This window comes from Arthrobacter sp. zg-Y877, assembly GCF_030373105.1.
Classification (GTDB): domain Bacteria; phylum Actinomycetota; class Actinomycetes; order Actinomycetales; family Micrococcaceae; genus Arthrobacter_B.
Genome location: NZ_JAUCPU010000001.1, coordinates 386,812 through 404,730, shown reverse-complemented (window position 1 = coordinate 404,730; position 17,919 = coordinate 386,812). Strand labels below are relative to the sequence as shown.

At 65.6% G+C, this 17,919-nt stretch carries 15 protein-coding genes; 6 read left to right on the top strand and 9 right to left on the bottom strand.

Translation table 11 applies throughout. From position 1 onward, the window contains the following. Positions 1–63 precede the first annotated feature (63 nt). The gene (locus tag QNO03_RS01885; protein WP_289601585.1) at positions 64–552 is read left to right on the top strand and encodes a hotdog fold thioesterase; all 489 of its coding nucleotides are present in this window, start codon (positions 64–66) and stop codon (positions 550–552) included. On the opposite strand, the gene QNO03_RS01880 is transcribed toward QNO03_RS01885, so the two are convergent. Then, positions 549–1,061: a dihydrofolate reductase family protein gene (locus QNO03_RS01880; protein ID WP_289601584.1), complete on the bottom strand. Its 513-nt coding sequence runs from the start codon at positions 1,059–1,061 to the stop codon at positions 549–551. The two genes, QNO03_RS01885 and QNO03_RS01880, sit on opposite strands and share 4 nt — an antisense overlap. Positions 1,062–1,248: 187 nt before the next feature. Here QNO03_RS01880 and QNO03_RS01875 point away from each other — a divergent pair, with 187 nt between their 5' ends. Then, entirely contained in the window at positions 1,249–2,322 is a 1,074-nt protein-coding gene (locus QNO03_RS01875) for an alkene reductase (protein WP_289602042.1), read from the top strand. 68 nt (positions 2,323–2,390) lie between these two features. Here QNO03_RS01875 and QNO03_RS01870 read toward each other — a convergent pair whose 3' ends face one another. The 4 genes from QNO03_RS01870 to QNO03_RS01855 form a co-directional block, all read right to left on the bottom strand. Next, positions 2,391–2,633 carry a hypothetical protein gene (locus tag QNO03_RS01870; RefSeq protein ID WP_231707466.1) on the bottom strand — a complete coding sequence of 81 codons (243 nt, stop codon included), beginning with the start codon at positions 2,631–2,633 and terminating at the stop codon, positions 2,391–2,393. Continuing rightward, a complete protein-coding gene (locus QNO03_RS01865) occupies positions 2,630–3,919 on the bottom strand; it encodes an inorganic phosphate transporter (protein ID WP_289601583.1) in 1,290 nt (429 codons plus the stop codon). Before QNO03_RS01865 ends, QNO03_RS01870 begins: the two co-directional genes overlap by 4 nt. A 163-nt stretch (positions 3,920–4,082) precedes the next feature. Further along, on the bottom strand, positions 4,083–6,086 hold the full coding sequence (locus QNO03_RS01860; RefSeq protein WP_289601581.1) for an MFS transporter: 2,004 nt from the start codon (positions 6,084–6,086) through the stop codon (positions 4,083–4,085). Between the two features lie 35 nt (positions 6,087–6,121). Beyond that, positions 6,122–6,532, bottom strand: a complete 411-nt coding sequence (locus tag QNO03_RS01855) for an Hsp20/alpha crystallin family protein (protein WP_229948180.1) — start codon at positions 6,530–6,532, stop codon at positions 6,122–6,124. A gap of 335 nt (positions 6,533–6,867) precedes the next feature. On the opposite strand from QNO03_RS01855, the gene gad reads away from it, so the two are divergent. From gad to glsA, 3 genes are read left to right on the top strand one after another with little or no spacing between them, the layout of a single operon-like run. Then, positions 6,868–8,247, top strand: coding sequence for a glutamate decarboxylase (gene gad / locus QNO03_RS01850; RefSeq protein ID WP_229948178.1), 1,380 nt, complete (start codon positions 6,868–6,870; stop codon positions 8,245–8,247). A gap of 38 nt (positions 8,248–8,285) precedes the next feature. Next, positions 8,286–9,992: a glutamine/gamma-aminobutyrate antiporter GadC gene (gadC, locus tag QNO03_RS01845; RefSeq protein ID WP_289601580.1), complete on the top strand. Its 1,707-nt coding sequence runs from the start codon at positions 8,286–8,288 to the stop codon at positions 9,990–9,992. Then, a complete protein-coding gene (gene glsA, locus QNO03_RS01840) occupies positions 9,989–10,939 on the top strand; it encodes a glutaminase A (RefSeq protein ID WP_289601579.1) in 951 nt (316 codons plus the stop codon). The genes gadC and glsA overlap by 4 nt, the downstream gene beginning before the upstream one ends. Here glsA and QNO03_RS01835 read toward each other — a convergent pair whose 3' ends face one another. Genes QNO03_RS01835 through QNO03_RS01825 form a run of 3 tightly spaced genes read right to left on the bottom strand, consistent with a single transcriptional unit; the run spans position 10,940 to position 14,473 of the window. Then, the gene (locus QNO03_RS01835) at positions 10,940–11,695 is read right to left on the bottom strand and encodes an IclR family transcriptional regulator domain-containing protein (protein WP_289601578.1); all 756 of its coding nucleotides are present in this window, start codon (positions 11,693–11,695) and stop codon (positions 10,940–10,942) included. Then, positions 11,696–13,582 (bottom strand): bifunctional sugar phosphate isomerase/epimerase/4-hydroxyphenylpyruvate dioxygenase family protein, encoded by a 1,887-nt coding sequence (locus tag QNO03_RS01830; protein ID WP_289601576.1) that lies wholly within the window; start codon positions 13,580–13,582, stop codon positions 11,696–11,698. It abuts the gene before it with no gap. Positions 13,583–13,600: 18 nt separating this feature from the next. After that, on the bottom strand, positions 13,601–14,473 hold the full coding sequence (locus QNO03_RS01825) for a shikimate dehydrogenase (RefSeq protein WP_289601575.1): 873 nt from the start codon (positions 14,471–14,473) through the stop codon (positions 13,601–13,603). 284 nt (positions 14,474–14,757) lie between these two features. On the opposite strand from QNO03_RS01825, the gene QNO03_RS01820 reads away from it, so the two are divergent. Further along, positions 14,758–16,104 carry an MFS transporter gene (locus QNO03_RS01820; RefSeq protein WP_229948165.1) on the top strand — a complete coding sequence of 449 codons (1,347 nt, stop codon included), beginning with the start codon at positions 14,758–14,760 and terminating at the stop codon, positions 16,102–16,104. A 75-nt stretch (positions 16,105–16,179) separates the two neighbouring features. Here QNO03_RS01820 and QNO03_RS01815 read toward each other — a convergent pair whose 3' ends face one another. Further along, complete coding sequence (locus QNO03_RS01815; RefSeq protein ID WP_289601574.1) at positions 16,180–17,838, bottom strand: ABC1 kinase family protein; 1,659 nt, start codon at positions 17,836–17,838, stop codon at positions 16,180–16,182. Positions 17,839–17,919: the final 81 nt, after the last annotated feature.

Sequence of the window (17,919 nt, the reverse complement as noted above, 5' to 3'; positions counted from 1 at the left end):
TCGCTCTTAAGGGGGGCCGCGGCCAGTTTGGTAGATTCACTCACAGATGCAAGCCTAGTTGCCATGAGCGAGATTTTCACGCCGGGCTCCGGCGGCCACGAGGCGGATGCCGGACCCTATAAGCAGGAACTTATCGACGCCGGTGTCCCGGAGGAGATGCACGCCTGGCTGTCCGCGCACGGCGTGGGCCGGCTGGTGGCGAAGATGGGCATCCGTTTCCTCGAGATGTCCGCGGACCGGCTGGTGGCCACCATGCCGGTGGAAGGCAACGAGCAGGTGGCCGGCATCCTGCACGGCGGGGCGCACCTGGTCCTCGCCGAGACCCTCGGCTCCTTCGGCGCCGGGATCCATGCCGGACCCGGGCGGCACGCCGTTGGGATAGAAATCGGTGCCACGCACCACCGGTCGGCGTCCTCCGGGCTGGTCACCGGAACGGCCACGGCCGTGCACCTGGGCAACACCCTGACCACGCACGAAGTGGTCATGACCGACGAGGCGGGCCGCAGGCTGTCCACGGCCCGCATCACGAACATGATCCGGGAGTCCCGCTAGCGCGGGGCGAATCCGTAGCAGAGCCGCACGCTGCCGTCGGCGGACGGAGCCGCGCTCAGCAGGACCGGCTGTTCCGCCGCCGCGGTCAACAGCGGGCGGCCACTGCCCAGCAGCACCGGATGCACCACCAGGCGCAGCTCGTCCAGCAGCCCGTGGTGCAGGTACTGCCCGGCAAGGTCCGCACCCCGCAGCCAAACGTCCCCGCCGCTGGCCGAGCTGGAAATGTCCGCAGCGAACTCGGCCACGGGTCCGCGCACAAACATGATGTCGGCGCCGGGTATGCCGGGGAACTCGTGGTGCGTGTACACCCAGACCGGACCGGGCGGGCAGTCCCACGCGCCGCCGTCCACTGCCTGGCGCCGCAGCCGCGCATAGGTGCCCGCCCCCATCACGACGGCACCCGCATTCGCCGGTGATTCCGCCACCGGGAATCCGCTGTGCCCGCCGGCGGCCTCATCGGCCGTGAACCCATCAAGGGAAACCGAGGCGTAATAGACAGTCCGGACCATGCGGCCATGGTAGCCAGCCTCCAGCCCCAGAGGTATGGGCTTCGCCACAGTCGGTGCCTCCGGCGGAATAGGTTCGGTGGGCTCCGGGTTGCCGCCTACAGAACCACACTGCCGCTGTTTCCCCGCACTGCGGGCCTGGACAGCGGCGAACTAGAGGAAGAGTTACTTAGTGAACCTGTTTTCCCCGATGACCGCCGGCAGCTTTGAGCTGTCCAACCGCCTTGTGATGGCTCCCCTGACCCGCCAGCGCGCCGGACGCGACGGAAATCCCGGGCCGATGATGGTTGAGCACTACAGCCAGCGCGCGTCCCTGGGCCTCATTGTCAGCGAGGGCACCTACCCCTGCCGCCAGGGCCAGGGTTTCCCCGGCCAGCCCGGCCTGGTGGATCCCGAGCAGCTGGAAGGCTGGCGGAAGGTCACCGACGCCGTGCACGACGCCGGCGGACGGATCGTTGCACAGGTCATGCACGCGGGCCGGGTGACGCACCCGAACATCAACGGCGGCCAGGACCTGGTGGCACCGAGCGCCATCGCGGTGGACGGTATGTCGCATACCTACGACGGCAAGCAGACCTACACGGTGCCCCGCGCACTGGAAACCGCGGAACTGGCTTCGGTGACCGCGGACTTTGTGCGCGCCTCCCGGGCAGCTGTCGACGCCGGGTTCGACGGCGTGGAACTGCACGGTGCCAACGGCTACCTCCTGCACGAGTTCCTCTCCCCGGCAACGAACCAGCGCACGGACAACTACGGCGGCAGCCCGGAGAACCGCGCCAGGTTCGTCATTGAAACGATTACCGCTGTGGCCGCCGAGATCGGTGCCGACCGCGTTGGCCTGCGCATCTCGCCCGAGCACAACGTCCAGGACTGCCTCGAAATGGATGCGGAGGACGTGCTTGCCACCTACGGCGCCCTCCTCGATGCCGTGGCTCCCCTGGGCCTCGCGTACCTGAGCATCCTGCACCGCGATCCGGCCGGCGATCTGGTCCAGGCCCTGCGCACCCGCTTCGGCGGCAAGGTGCTGCTGAACACCGGCTTCGGTCCCCTCACCACCCGTGAGGAAGCCCTGGCCATCATGGACGACGGACTTGGAGACGGCGTCGTCGTTGGCCGGCCGGCCATCGCCAACCCGGACCTGGTGCGCCGCTGGCAGGAAGACCTGCCGCTGAACACGCCGGACGCTGCGACGTTCTACTCGTTCGGGCCCGAAGGCTACACGGACTACCCGTTCTACGCTCCCGAAGCCGCGTCGCAGAACTAGGCTCCACCAACGTCAAAGGCCCGCAGGATCAAATGATCCTGCGGGCCTTTTTTGCCGGAGCTGAACTACTAGCCGTGCAGCGCCGGAACGATCAGGTAGATGCCGAACAGCACCGCTACCGCGCTCAGTGCGAAGCAGGTGTATGCGCCGGCTTTGGCCAGGGCGACCCGGTTGCGCGGGGTGGAAGCGGTATCCGCATCGAGTGAGACCGCGTACAGCCGAACCCCGAACGAATAGATGCAGACCACGGTCAGTGCGGCGAGCAGTGTGACACCGAAGACCGTCAGGTAGTCCATCCAGTGGATGTTCATTTGGAACCTTCCTTGACCTTGGCGGCGTAGCTGCTGCCGCGCTTGCCGGAGTTGCCGTTCTTGCCGTTCTTGTTGTTCTTGCCGGAGTTGCTGTTCTTGCCCTTGCGGGTGTTCTTGCCGCGGCGCTTCTTGATGCGGACAACTTCGCCGGCGTTTTCAATGTCGCTGACCGCGTTGTCGTGGTTCACCGGGCTGCGGCGGGACCACAGGAACATGCCGAGAATGGTGAGGGTGCCGATGATGCTGATTGCAACCACACCTGCAGTGCCGATGGACGCGATGAGGGCCGCGATGGCGCCCATAGCGGCGGCGGCGGGAAGCGTGAGGAGCCAGCCGGCGCCGACCTTACCGGCCGTGCCCCAACGGACCTCGGCGCCCTTGCGGCCCAGGCCCGAACCGATCACGGAGCCGGAGGCCACCTGTGTGGTGGACAGTGCGAAGCCCAGGTGGGATGACGCCAGGATGGCAGCGGCCGTACTGGTTTCGGCAGCGAAGCCCTGTGCCGGCTTGACCTCGGTCAGGCCCGTTCCCATGGTGCGGATGATGCGCCAGCCACCGGCGTAGGTTCCGGCGGCAATGGCAATGGCACAGGACGCGACCACCCAGAACGCGGGGCCGGTTCCGGAGGTCTGCAGGCCGCCGGCAACCAGGACAAGGGTGATCACACCCATGGTCTTCTGGGCGTCGTTGGTGCCGTGCGCCAGAGCCACCAGGGAGGAGGAGAAGATCTGGGCGTAGCGGAAGCCGCCGCGCTTGCGGGGCAGTTTGCTGCCTGAATCGGGATCGTGCCGGCGGGTGATCCGGTACGCCAGCTTGGTGGCGAGGTAGGCCACGAACAGGGCGATGCACGGCGCGATCAGCGCGGGCAGGACTACCTTGGACATCAGCACGGAGTAATCCACCGAACCGAATCCGGCTCCGACTATGGCGGCACCGATGAGGCCGCCGAACAGGGCGTGGGAGGAACTGCTCGGCAGTCCCCGCAGCCAGGTGATCAGGTTCCAGATGACTGCACCCATCAGGCCGGCGAAGATCATGACCGGGGTGATCTGGATCCCTCCCTCACCTTCCTTGATGAGTCCGCCGGAAATGGTTTTGGCTACCTCTGTGGAGAGGAAAGCACCCACCAGGTTAAGCACGGCCGCCAGTGCGACGGCGGTTTTCGGTTTGATGGCACCGGTGGCGATGGGGGTAGCCATCGCGTTGGCGGTGTCATGAAAACCGTTGGTGAAGTCGAAGAATAGTGCTAGCGCGATCACCAGCGCGACCATGAGGGTGAGGTCCACCAAATACCCTATCTAAAGACGAGGAAAAGAATCCGCGCAGCGGGTCATGACTCGGCACGTAAAAGTGCCGACGCCCGCGTTACGCCAGATTGATCGTATGCGCTGGGGCAGGCGCGTACCAAAGCGGCGGATGTGCCCTTAATCTCGCCCGCGGCGGGAGAGGTCAGATCCTTAGCCCGGTGCGCGGCTCCCGCCCTCCGAGATCGACGTCGACCACGGCGTCCGGCGCGGGCAGCACCACCCGGCGGCTGTGCGTGGTTTGTCCGTCCGGCTCGAGGACACTGAGGATATAGATGCCGGGTCCGGGCAGTGCCAGCTCGTAGTTGCCTCCGCTGTCCGACCGGGCGGATGCGGAGGTTGCCCCTCCCGGCCGGACCAGGATCACGAGTGCGTTGGCCACGGCCCTGCCGGCGTGCCGGACGCGGCCGGTGAGAAGCAGGGGCCGGCGAAAGTGGATGTCATGGGTTACGGAAGCACGGGGGAAGGTAACCGCTTCGGAAACCGGCTGCCAGCGGACGTGGCTGGCGACCATAACGTAGCGTCCGTCTCCCGGAAGCAGGACAGCGTACCGGCCGTCGTCGTCGGCCCGGCCCCAGTCCACCGGCCGTCCGTCACTGTCGACAACGGTGACGGTCCCCCGGTCCACAGGCCTGCCGTCGGTTGCTGCGATCAGCCGTCCGCTGACCATGATCTCCCGCTTTTCTTCCGCCCTCTGCAGCTGCCGCCCGCCGGGAACGGCGTTTGGATGGGTGGCCTCGTGCCTGCGTGAGGGCGGGATCAGGCAGGCTACGCCGGTGGCAGCCAGGGCGGCGAAGCCGGCCAGCACGAAAATGGTCCGAAAGGCATCCAGGCCGGGAAAGGTGGTCCCGGAGACCGTCACTGTCAGCGAGGCGAGGATTGTTGCCACAACGGCGCTGCAGGTGGAGGTGCCGACGGAGCGCAGCAGGGTGTTGAGGCCGTTCGCCGCCGCCGTGTCCGTCAGCGGAACGTTGCTCATGATGATGGTCGGCATGGCAGCCATGGAGATTGCCGTGCCGGTCGAGACGATCACCGCTCCGACAATAACTTCGGTTACCGAACCGACGAAGAGGAACCGTGCCAGGTAGCCGGCAGCCATCACGGCGCAGCCCGTCGCCAGGGTTACCCTGGCGCCGAACATATTGGTGATCCGGGCGGAAACCGGAGCAGCCGCCACCATCGCCAGCCCTGACGGGATCATGGTTAATCCGGCCGTGAGCACGCTCAGGCCGAAGCCGTAGCCGGTCTCGCCCGACAGCTGCAGCTGCTGCGTGGTGACCAGCATGTTGGCGTACATCGAAAACCCGACCAGGACGGCTCCGATATTGGTCAGCAGCACCGGGCGGCGGGCGGAGGTCCTCAGGTCCACCAGGGGCTGGCCGTTACGCAGCTCTGCGGGGAACCACAGAGCAAAGGCAACGGCCGCGGCGGCAAACAGGCCGAGGACCGGATAACTGGTCCAGCCCCAAACTCCGCCCTTGGTAATGGCCAGCAGCACCGCCGTCATCCCCGCGGACAGCAGCACGGCCCCGGCGTAGTCAAACCGTGCAGGGGCACGGACGTTCGATTCCGGGACAAACACGACGACGGCGGCTATCAACACAATGCCGACAACCCCCACCACCCAGAACGTGGCCTGCCACCCCAGCCGTTCGTAGACCAGCCCTGCAAGGGGAAGGCCCAGGGCGCTGCCGATCCCGAAGCTGGCGCTCATCAACGCAACCGCTCCGGCGATCTTCTGCTGTGGCAGGGCGTCCCGGAGGATGCTGATTCCCACCGGAATCACGGCGCCGGCTGAACCCTGCAGGCCACGGCCAACAAGCGCCCAGGTGAACGTTCCTCCGATCGAGGCGGTGAAGGCGCCGGCAACCATCAGGACCATGGCCACCAGGAGCATCCGGCGTTTCCCGTACATGTCCGCCAGGCGGGAAATAATGGGTGTGGCCACCGCTGCGGAGAGCAGCGTGACGGTCACCAGCCAGGACACGTCATCAGTGGTGACACCGAAAATCCGGGGATATTCCGGAAGCAGCGGAACCACCGACGTCTTTTCGAGCGAGACCACAATCCCGCCGCATCCCAGGGTGGCAACCATCAACCAGTCCGGGAATCTCCTCGTGCTCCCGCGTTCAGCGGGAGAGACAACCATGCCGGTCCCTGGTGCCCGTGGAGCCGAAGGCGGCCCTAGCCCCGCGAGATGGGAACCTTGGTTGACGTCGGTCCCACCTCGGGGACGGGCACGCGGATCTCCAGGACGCCGTCGTTGTAGGTTGCGGTGACGGAGTCCTGGCTTGCACCGGCAGGCAGCGCTATCTCACGGGTGAATGACCCGTAGCGGAACTCGGAACGGTATCCATGCCGTCCCTTGTGCTCCGTTTGTTCCTTCCGCTCCCCCTTGATGTGCAGGACACCGTCGCTGACCGTGACGTCCAGGTCCTGCTCGGGGTTGATGTTGGGCAGTTCTGCCCTGATGACCATGTTGGGTCCGTCCTGGTATTCCTCGACAGGGAAGGCCGGAACCTCCCAGTCCCCTTCGAAGAATTTCCGGACCTGGTCCGGCAGTTCAAAACGCTCGCGTCGTGCAAGGGAAGCCATGGATATCTCCTTGTCTATTGCCCGGTCCGGCGGCTTGGTGGCGGCCGTAGTGGTGGCTCGACCTGGTTGGAGCGGCCGGGGCGCGTGGCGGAACAAACGGTGCCGCAAGGGTACGTCCGCTGCCCCGCGTTCCTCAATGGAAGACCGGTGGAATCCGGGCCGTGGACAGGCTTTCCCGCTGTTTTGGCACCGGTCCCGTCGCTCGGAGCCTCAAGCCTAGTCATGGATTTTGGCGGCGCGTATAGTTTTTCCTGCGCGCAGCCCGATGAGGATTCCGACCGCCGTTCACTACGGCCTGATGCCGGATGGCACACCGCCGATGAGAGGCTTCCAAAATGGCGCAGAATAATTTCGATTCCCTTTCCGTAAACCCCCTTTTCGCCCGGCCGGGCGAGGAAACGGCCGCCCCAAAGTATCGGTTGAATGAGGGCGAAATGCTGCCGGAAACGGCGTACCAGATTGTCCACGACGAAACCATGCTGGATGGCAACGCCCGGCTGAACCTGGCAACCTTTGTCAGCACCTGGATGGACGACCACGCCAACCGGCTCTACAGCGAAACGTTCGACAAGAACATGATCGATAAGGACGAATACCCCCAGACTGCACAGATCGAGCAGAACTGCTGGCAGATTCTGGCCGACGTGTGGCATGCGCCGTCCCCCCGGGAAACCATCGGCACCTCGACCGTCGGTTCCTCCGAAGCCTGCATGCTGGGCGGACTGGCGTTTAAGCGGCTCTGGCAGCACCGGCGCCGCAGCGAGGGAAAACCCACGGACAAGCCGAACCTCGTGATGAGTTCAGCCGTACAGGTGTGCTGGGAGAAGTTCTGCAACTACTTCGACGTCGAGCCGCGGCTGGTGCCCATCAGCGAGGAGCACAAGTGCCTGGACGGCTTCGGGCTGGAAAACTACGTTGACGAAAACACCATCGGCGTCGTTGCCATCATGGGAGTGACCTATACCGGCATGTACGAGCCGGTGAAGGACATCGCCGCCAAGCTCGACGAGATCCAGTCCTCCACCGGCCTGGACATTCCCATCCACGTGGACGGGGCCTCCGGCGCCATGATCGCCCCGTTCATCCAGCAGGACCTGGAATGGGATTTCCGGCTGGAACGGGTGCACTCCATCAGCACCTCCGGGCATAAGTACGGCCTGGTCTATCCGGGTCTCGGCTGGGTGGTCTGGCGGGAACGGCAGTGGCTGCCGGAAGACCTCATCTTCTACGTCAGCTATCTCGGCGGGGACATGCCCACCTTCGCGCTGAACTTCTCCCGTCCCGGCGCGCAGGTTGTCCTCCAGTTCTACTTGTTCCTCCGCCTGGGCCGGGACGGCTATGCCCGGATCCAGCAGGCCTGCCAGGACGTGGCGCTCCACCTTTCCAGTGCGATCGCAGGGATGGGTCCCTTTGAACTGTGGAATGACGGGTCGGACATCCCGGTTTTCGCGTGGCGGCTGAAGGAAGGCCATACGGACAAGTGGAACCTGTATGACCTGGCGGAACGGCTCCGCACGAGGGGCTGGCTGGTGCCTGCCTATCCCCTGCCGGATGACCTCTCGAACCTCACCGTGGAACGGATCGTCGTCCGCAACGGGCTGAGCCTGGACCTGGCCGAAAAACTGCTGGCGGATATCCGCCGGGAAACGGCGTATCTGGAACGGCTGAGCTCCCCGATGCCCCGCGAAACGGAGCAACCCGGCTTCCATCACTAAGGCAGCCCGGGTTCCATCACTAAGAGGAGGTGGGTGGAATGAGCGATTCGAGAGCAGCAAATTCCGGTTCGTCAGGAAATGATCGGTCAAGGGCCACATCAAAGCAAAAGGCACAGATCACCATCGGCGCCCTGGCGGTAATGAATATCGTGGCCGTGGTCAGCCTCCGGGGGCTTCCATCGGAGGCCGAGTACGGGCTGAGTTCCATCTTCTACTACGTCCTTGCAGCCGTTCTGTTCCTGATTCCGGTTTCCATCGTGGCCGCCGAACTGGCTACGGGGTGGCCGGAAACGGGAGGGGTGTTCCGCTGGGTCGGTGAGGCATTCGGCCCACGCTGGGCCTTCCTGGCCATGTTCATGCTCTTCATCGAGGTCACCATCTGGTTCCCCACGGTGCTGACGTTCGGCGCGGTGTCGCTGGCGTATACCGGGGAAAACCAGAATCTGGACGCCCAGCTCGCCGGAAATAAGCTGTTCGTCCTCGCGGTGGTCCTGGTGGTGTACTGGCTGGCCACGTTTATCGCCTTCCGCGGCGCGAAGGCCTTCTCGCGGGTGAGCCAGTGGGGCGGCATCATCGGCACCATCATCCCGGCGGTGATTTTGATCGTGCTCGGTTTTGCCTATTTCTTTGCGGGCAATACCCCGCAGATCCAGATGGGCTGGGGCGAACTGCTTCCTGACTTCGGCAACTTCTCGAACGTGGTGCTTGCCGCCTCGATTTTCCTGTTCTACGCCGGCATGGAAATGAACGCCATCCACGTGAAGGAGGTCAAGAACCCCACCCGCGACTACCCGATTGCCGTGCTGACCGCGGCGGCGGGGACCGTCCTGATCTTTGTGCTGGGAACACTGGCCATCGCGTTCGTGGTGCCCCAGGCCGACATCAACCTCACCCAGAGCCTGTTGACCTCCTACAACGACATGTTCGAATGGGCGGGCATCGGCTGGGCAGGCCCGGTGGTGGCTTTTATGCTGCTGATCGGTGTGCTCGCGGGTGTGGTGACATGGGTGGCAGGTCCGTCCACCGGCATGCTTGCCGTGGCGAAGGCAGGCTATCTGCCCCGCTTCTGGCAGCACACCAACAAGAACGGAATGGGCACCCACATCCTGTTCTTCCAGGCCTTCATGGTCACCGCACTGGGCCTGACCTACGTAGTGCTGCCCTCGGTCCAGGCCGCCTACCAGATCCTGAGCCAGCTGACGGTGATCCTGTACCTCATCATGTACATGCTGATGTTCGCTGCCGCGATCTACCTGCGCTACAGCCAGCCGAACCGGCCGCGGCCCTACCGGGTGCCGGGCGGCGACGTCGGGATGTGGATCATCGGCGGTGTCGGATTCCTCGGTTCGCTGATGGCATTTGCCTTCAGCTTCATTCCGCCCGACCAGATTCAGGTCGGCTCCCCGGCAGTGTATGTCGGCATCCTCGTGGGTGGAGCTGTGGTGATGGTGATCCTGCCGTTCCTTATCTATGCGTTCCGCAAGCCGCATTGGCGGGACCCGGGCAGCGAGTTCGTTCCATTCACCTGGCAGATTGAACATACGCATCCAGGGACGATCACCGAGTCCGGCATTTCCACCGAGCAGCTGACCCGGGAAGCGGAATCCTCCGGTTTCCCGGTGACGTATTCGCACGACGACGGCGGCGGGCCCGCGGAACCTGCAGCGGTCCAGGGCGCCCGCCCGGCGGCCTCTTCGGCCGGCAAACCCGGCAAAGGATCCAGGGGCGGGAGCTCAGCAGTATGAAATTGGATCCTTCGGCAATCGACGCGGCCGTCCAGACGGCGTACGCGGACCACCGGACTGACTCCGGCGGCAGGAACGCGGACTATATCCCGTATCTCGCGTCGGTGAATCCCGACCTGTTCGGTGTATGCGCCATGACGGCGGATGGGCGCCTGTTCGAAGCCGGGGACACGGGTTTCGAGTTCGCCCTGGAGTCCATCTCCAAGGTGTTCTCGATGGCCTGGGCCATGGAAAAGGTGGGGCTGGCGGCCTTCCAGGAAAAGGTGGGTGCGGATCCCACCGGGGAGCCGTTCAACTCCGTCATCTCGGTTGCGCTCCACGGCAACACCCCGGTCTCGCCCCTGGTCAACGCAGGGGCGATGTCCACCGTGTCGCTGATCCCAGGCGACAGTGCCGAGGACAGGTGGGAGGCGATCCTGCAGGTCCAGAGTGCTTTTGCCGGCCGGCAGATCCATCTGAGCGACGAGGTGAACGAATCCGAGCAGTCGACCAATTTCCACAACCGGGCCATTGCCTGGCTGCTGTACTCGGGCGGCACCATGTACTCGGATCCGATGGAAGCCTGTGACGTGTATACCCGGCAGTGTTCCACCCTGGTCACCGCCCGGGACCTGGCCGCGATGGGAGCAACCATCGCGAACCGGGGCGTGAATCCCCTCAGCGGCGACCGGGTGGTCCAGCCCGGACACATCCCCGCGATGCTCGCAGAGATCACGATGGAGGGGATGTACACAGCATCCGGCGACTGGGCCTACCGCGTGGGGCTGCCGGCCAAGAGCGGTGTGGGCGGCGGCATCCTGGCGGTGATGCCTGGAAAACTGGCCATTGCCGGATTTGCGCCACCGCTGGATCCCGTGGGTAACAGCGTCAAGGCGCAGCGGGCCGTGGCTCAGATTGCCGGCATGCTCGGGCTGAGTATCTACAAAGCCAGCGAGTACAGCGACTAGCTAGCCTAGGTCGCGGCCTATCCGGTCTGCGGCGGCCCGCAGCGGCGGGACCACCGTCTCCTGGACACGTTCCGAGCTGTGCAGCTGCAGCGATACATTTGCAGCCGCCACCACGGTGCCGTCGCCGCTGCGGACCGGAACGGCCACGCCCCGCAGGCCGTCCTCCAGCTCATCGGCCACCCGTGACCAGCCCTGCTCGCCGGCGTCGCGCACCGCCGACCGCAGTTCCTCCACGGTACGAACGGTGTGCGCGGTGTAGGGCTGGAGTTCCACCGTGCTGAAATAGGCCTCCTGTTCCGGCTCTGGCAGGGACGCCAGGAGCACCCTGCCCATGGAAGTGGCCCAGGCTGGGAAACGCGTCCCCACGTTCACCGCCACGCGCACCAGCCGGGCAGAGGTGATCCGAGAAACGTAGACGACGTCGGCTCCGTCCAGAATGCACAGCGACGTCGTCTCGCCCAGGTCCGTGGAAAGTTGTTTCAGGTGCGGCTCGGCTGCGTGCGGCAGCGAAAGGTGCGCCAGGAACGACGAGCCGATGTCCAGGGTGCGTGGTGCCAGCCGGAACGTGGTCCCGTCGAAGCCGAGATAGCCGAGGTCCCGGAGCGTGAGGAGAAACCGGCGCGAGGCGGCCCGGCTGATTCCGGCGGCAGCGGCCGCCGAGCTGACCGTATGCTCGGGCACGTTCAGCGTGAATGCGCCCAGCACGGCGAAGGCCTTCTCGACTGATTTGACGTAGTACCCGGCGGCCTCCTCCACTTAGCGCACCTTCGGTTTCGCTTCCCCCCGGGAAGCCAGGTACTGGGAGGCCAGCCGGACGGGTGCATTGGGCGCACCGTAGCCTTCGTAGCCGCCTCGGCGCTCCACGACTTCGAAGAACACGTTACCTACCGTCCCCGTGTAGAAGTGCAGGAATTCGCCGTCGCCGTCGCGGTCATAGAGCAGGTTCAAGTCCTGCAATTCGGCCAGGAAGTCCGGATCGAGACGGAAACGGGCAGCCAGGTCCTCGTAGTAATTGGCCGGCACCGGCAGGAACCTCAGCCCCCGCTCGACGGCCTGGCGGGCCGTGGCGACCAGGTCGGTGGAGGTGAAAGCCACATGCTGGGGGTACTCCGCGCCGCCGGGTTCGGATTCCACAATCAACGGAGCGATGTTCAATGCCAGGCGTACCCCGCCGTCGGCGCTTCGCATCACCTGGCTGCGGACCAGGCCCATGGGGCTGGGGACCTCCTGCGAGGCGATCGGCGTGAGGGACAGGGTGGACTCATAGAAGAGCACCGCCTCGTCGAAGTGCTGCCATGGCTGGGACAGGTTGATGTGGTCGATGGCCGAAATCAGGGGCTGCGCCGCGGGCCCGGAGCTTTCCCCGTGGCCGGCCGGGGCTGCCGGGCCGAACTCATCCGCCCAGGCAGCCGTGCCGTCGGCCGTGGCTTCGCAGAGGAAGATTTCCGTGGAGTCGGGGGCGAACACCGCCTGCAGCACCTGTTCGTCCGCCTGGCTGCGCCGGCTCACCGGACGGGCGCGCAGCTGCACCGCCCGTGAGGCTGCGGCCTGCGGGTCCTGCACATCCAGGCCCAGCGCGGAAATACCCGGCTCCATGCCGCCGGCCTGCTGGCCGTTGATGATGACCCGCGCGGAGCCGGAGGTCCACAGCTGCACGGGTTTGGTCCGGTGCCGTCCGGCGAAGGTGAAGCCGAGCTGATGCAGGAGCGCAGAGACCGTATCCGGGCTTTCGGCTTTCACCTCGGCGAAGTTGAACCCGGTGGGCTCGGCAACGCCGGGGAGCGTGGCCAGGGACATCGGGTAGCGCGTCCCGCCGTCGTGCTCGCCGAGGTACGACGACGTCCGCTCCTCCAGCCAGATCAGGGACCGCATGGCATCCACGGCCGTCCGGTCCTCGGCCGTCTGCCGGAACACGTCGTTGAAGATCTCCAGCGAAACCGGTCCGTCGTAGCCGCTGCGGACCAGGTGGGCCATGAACCGGACCAGGTCGAAAGCACCCTCGCCGGGAAAGACGCGGTAGTGCCGGCTCCAGGACAGGACGTCCAGGGAAAGCTCCGGCGCATCCGCCAGCTGGACGAAGAAGATCTTCTCTGCGGGGATCTTCTCGATCGCTGCGGGATCCCAGCCGCGGGAAAGGATGTGGAAACTGTCCAGGCAGGTACCGATCTGCGGATGGTCAGCCAGGTCCACGATGCGCTGGGCATGCTCGAAGTCGTTGACGTACTTTCCCCAGGCAAGGGCCTCATAGGCAACCTTCACCCCGTAGCCCGCCGCCAGCTCCCCCAGCCGGCGCAGCTGGGCGGCCACCACGGCGTCGTCATCAAGCGTCGCCGTGGCGACGTTGCTGCACAGGAGCATGGTGTCGATGCCCAGCCGGTTCATCAGCTCGAACTTCGCCCGGGCGCGGGCGAGATTGGCCTCCAGCTGGGGATCCTCGACGCCCTCGAAGTCACGGAACGGCTGGTACAGGTCAAGGGTCAGGCCCAGTCCGGCAGCGAGGCTGCGGATCTGCTCCGGGCTGGACGGCGACACCAGAAGATCCGGCTCGAAGATTTCGATGCCGTCAAAACCCGCATCCGCGCAGGCGCGCATCTTCTCTTCGAGCGTGCCGCTCAGGCAGACAGTGGCAATTGAGGTACGCATGGCGCTCCGATCCCGGCCTCAGCGGCCCTGTTCGATCAGTTCGTGGAAGTGCGCAAGCATCCGCGCGGCGTCGGGCCGGATGCCGGTAATCAGTTCAAAGGCGTCGACGGCCTGGCCCACGGCCATGCGTCCGCCGTCGAGCACCGGGCAGCCCAGGGCGCGGGCGCCCCGGATCAGCTCCGTTTCGACCGGTCGGTAGACGACGTCGGCCACCCACTGGGAAGGGCTGAGCAGGTCGAGGTCCACGGCGAGGCCGGGGTGGGAGTGCATTCCGACGGGGGTGGCATGCACCAGCCCGTCAGCGTCCGGAAGGGCTGCGGGCAGGTCCGCGGGCGTACCGGCGGTGATTACCTGTTCCGGGAAAATTGCAGACAGGGCAGCAGCGCGTTCGGCTGCGCGCAGCGGGTCCAGGTCCAGCAGCGTCAGCTTTGCCGTACCCGCCTTGAGCAGGGCATACGCCACGGCAGCACCCGCGCCGCCCACGCCCAGCTGCACCACCGAGCCCAGCGCGGCGTCCGGAAGCCCGCCGGCCAGTGCGCCGCCGAAGCCGGAAAAATCGGTGTTGTGTCCGATGAACCTGCCGTCCCGGATCAGGACCGTATTGACCGCCCCCAGCCGGGCGGCGTCGTCTGACACCTCGTCCAGTTCGGACAGGACCAATTGCTTGCAGGGATGGGTAACGTTGAAGGCGTTGAAGCCCAGGTCCCGTCCCCAGCGCAGCAGCGCTCCAACATCGGAGCCCGGGCGGCCCAGCAGTGTAAGGTCGATCGGCCGGTAGATGTACCGCAGTCCCTGGTGGTCGGCTTCCCGCTCATGCATAGGAGGGGTGAGAGACGCCGTGATTCCTTCCCCGATCAATCCAACAATGAACGATTCCTCGGTGCCACTCATGGGGCGGTTCCTTCCGGTGCTTGCAGGGTGCGGGACCGGATCTTCGAACACTGCTGCGGACTTGCGTCACAGCTTGCCGGACCTTTTGCTGTGGGCTACATTACTTCAAGTGTACGGACAATGCACACGCGTTCGTATTCCGCACACAGCCTGGCCGGCGTGCAGCAGAACCCCCACCTCCACGCCGGGTCCAGCACAAACCGCCGCCCCGGAATAACCCCGTGGACCGGCTCCACAGCCCAGACAGACCCCCCACCCGCAACGCCCACGTCAGGAGAGATGCAATGGACGCATCCGCCACCGCTGGACCAGCAACGGGCAAGACCCCGCGCAAGGCCGCCACTGCCAGCTTCATGGGCAGTGCCGTCGAGTACTACGACTTCTTCATTTTCGGTTCGGCCGCCGCGCTGATTTTCCCCCGCGTGTTTTTCCCGGATGCCGACACCCAGGCCAGCGTTATGTCGCTCGCCACCTTCGGGTTCGCCTACATTGCCCGGCCCGTTGGCGCCGTCATCCTCGGACATTTCGGTGACCGGGTGGGCCGCCAGAAGGTCCTCATGTTCACCCTCCTGCTGATGGGCGGGTCCACCTTCCTGATCGGCTGCCTGCCGGACTTCAACACGATCGGCTGGTGGGCCCCGGTCCTGCTGGTCTTCTGCCGCCTGATGCAGGGACTCTCCGCCGCCGGCGAGCAGGCCGGTGCCAGTTCCATGACCCTGGAACACGCACCGGACAACCGCCGCTCGTTCTTCACCTCCTGGACACTGACCGGCACGCAGGGCGGGCAGATCCTTGCCGCCCTGGTCTTCATTCCCGTTGTGGCCCTGCCGGACGATATCAAGTACGGCATCGGCTGGCGCATCCCGTTCTGGCTCAGTGCCGTGGTTGTCATCGTCACGTACTTCATCCGCCGTTCGCTGCATGAAACCCCCACCTTTACGGAGGCGAAGGAACGCAACGAAATCGCCAAGCTGCCGGTGGGTGTCCTGCTCAAGGACCACTGGCGCGACGTGCTGCGCGTCATCTGCTGCGCCTTCATCGCGGCCGTCTCCACCGTGTACGGAACCCTCGCCATCAAGTACGGCACCGAGGTGGGCAACGTGGACGCCAACATTACGCTCTGGCTCGTGGTCGCCGGCAACGTCTTTGCACTGTTCACGCAGCCCCTGTTCGGCCGGCTGGCCGACCGGATCGGACGCCGTCCGGTCTTCATCTACGGTGCGGTTTCAAGCGCGGTGATCATGCCGTTCTACCTGCTGTCCATGGAATCCGGTAACACGCTGCTGCAGTTCGCCCTCTCCGTGGCCGTCTTCTCCTGCGGCTACGCGGCGGCGAACGCCGTCTGGCCGTCCTTCTACGGAGAGATGTTCAGCGCCAAGGTCCGCTTCTCCGGCCTGGCCATCGGCACGCAGCTGGGCTTCCTGATGGCCGGTTTTGCGCCGTCCATTGTTGCCGCAATCGGCGGGCTGGAACCCGGGGGCTGGGTGGTGACCAGCATGTTCACCGGTGCCATCTGCGCCATCGCCGCGATTTCCGCCCTCACCGCCAAGGAAACCGCGCACACTCCGACGGCGGAACTGGGCCTTGGCCTGGCCAAGACCGTCGCTCCCGTACGGCCGGCGCAGGCCTAGCAGTGTAGGCACCGGCAGTACGCGTCATCTCCGGGTCCGGGGCGGGAACTTTCCCGCCCCGGACCTGTCTCCGCTTCACATGCCACGCAGGCGGGCCCGGCGCGATGTCCAGGCAATGTATCCGCCCAAGGCGCCGGTTGACGCCAGCCCGGCACTCATCAACGGGGCCTGCCACGATTTCCAGCGGGAGGAATCGCCCAGGGTCAGCTCCCCCACTCCCCGGATAAACGCCGACGCGAAGATGGCCGCCACCAGCCGGTTTCCCACCCGCTCAAACCGTTGAACCAGCGGCAACAGCTCCTCGGCCCGGATATGGACCTCCACACCCTCGAAATCCAGGGTGTTGATCAGCCGGCGCACCTGCTCCGGCAGCTCCGCACCCAGCTCCAGGACCTCCGTACCGGCCCGGCCGATTCTGCGGGCATATTTCACCGGATTGAGCTGCTGCAACGCCATCCGCCGTGCGTACGGGCCCAGTGTCGGTCCCAGCCGAAAGTTGGGATCCAATACCTCGCCCATGCCTTCGGTCATGATCAGCATCCTCAGCAGCAGCGCCATCTCCCGCGGAAGCTGGATGTGGTGCGTGCGCAGGATGCCCAGTCCAGTGCTGATGATGGTTCCCACCGGCGCGGTGCCCAGGTCCTTGCCCGAATACAGCCGGATCAGCGGCCCCAGGTCCATCCTGAGCTTCACCCGGTCCACCCTCCGCCCGGAAGCGTTCATCCGCACCAGCGCATTGGTGATCCGCTCCGGGTCCTTCCGGACAATGCCAATGAACAGCGCCGAGAGCTGGCTGCGCAGTTTCTCGTCAACCTCCCCCACCATGCCGAAGTCGATCAGCCCCACACGCCCGCCGGGCTCCACGAACAGGTTCCCGGGGTGCGGATCGGCATGGAAAAACCCGTCATCGAAAACCATCTTCATTTCAACGCGCGCCGCGGCCACCGCGAGTGCCGGGCGGTCGATCCCGGCGGCGTCGAGCGCGGGGATATCGGTGACCTTCATTCCCCCCAGCCGGTCCATCGTCAGGACACGGGACGTGGTGTAGTCCCAGTACACGCCGGGGATGGTAATCGCCGCGTCGTCTTCGAAGTTGGCCTGGAAGCGGTCCGCGTTGCGTCCTTCCTGGAGGTAGTCCAGCTCGGAGCGCAGGGTGGCGGCGAATTCATCCATCAGTCCGGTGAGGTCGTAGTCCCGGGCGGCTTCCCAGCGTTTAGCGGCCGCGTTGGCAAGGTTCTGCAGGATTTCCAGGTCCTGGTCCACTTGGGCGGCGATGCCGGGCCGGCGTACCTTGACCACCACCTCGGTGCCGCCTTTCAGGGTGGCGGCGTAGACCTGCCCGATCGAAGCACTCGCCATCACGGTCGTGTCGAAGGACCGGAAAACTTCCAGCGGGTCTCCGCCCAGTTCCTGCCGCAGCTCGTCCGAGATCTGCGCCCAGGGCACCGCCTCGGCGTCGTCCTGCAGCTTCGCCAGTTCCCGCTGGTAGTCGGGAGGAAGCAGGTCCGGGCGGGTGGATAGCAGCTGGCCAATCTTCACGTAGGTGGGGCCAAGCTCTTCAAGGGCAGTGCGCAGATACTGGGGCCGGGTACGGGGACGCCCGGCAGGCTCCGGACCCTGCTGGCGGCGGAACGGCAGCCTGCCCTCAAGGCCGAGGGCGGACACCAGGAAGCCCAAGCCGTTGCGGTAGAGGATTTCGGCGATCTGCCGGTAACGGTCCAGCTGGCTGATCATTCGTCTGCTCCGTCCACGGGGGGCCCGGCTTCTGCGCTGCGCTTCGTTACCGAAACACTAGCGGCAGGGCGTGTTCCGCGG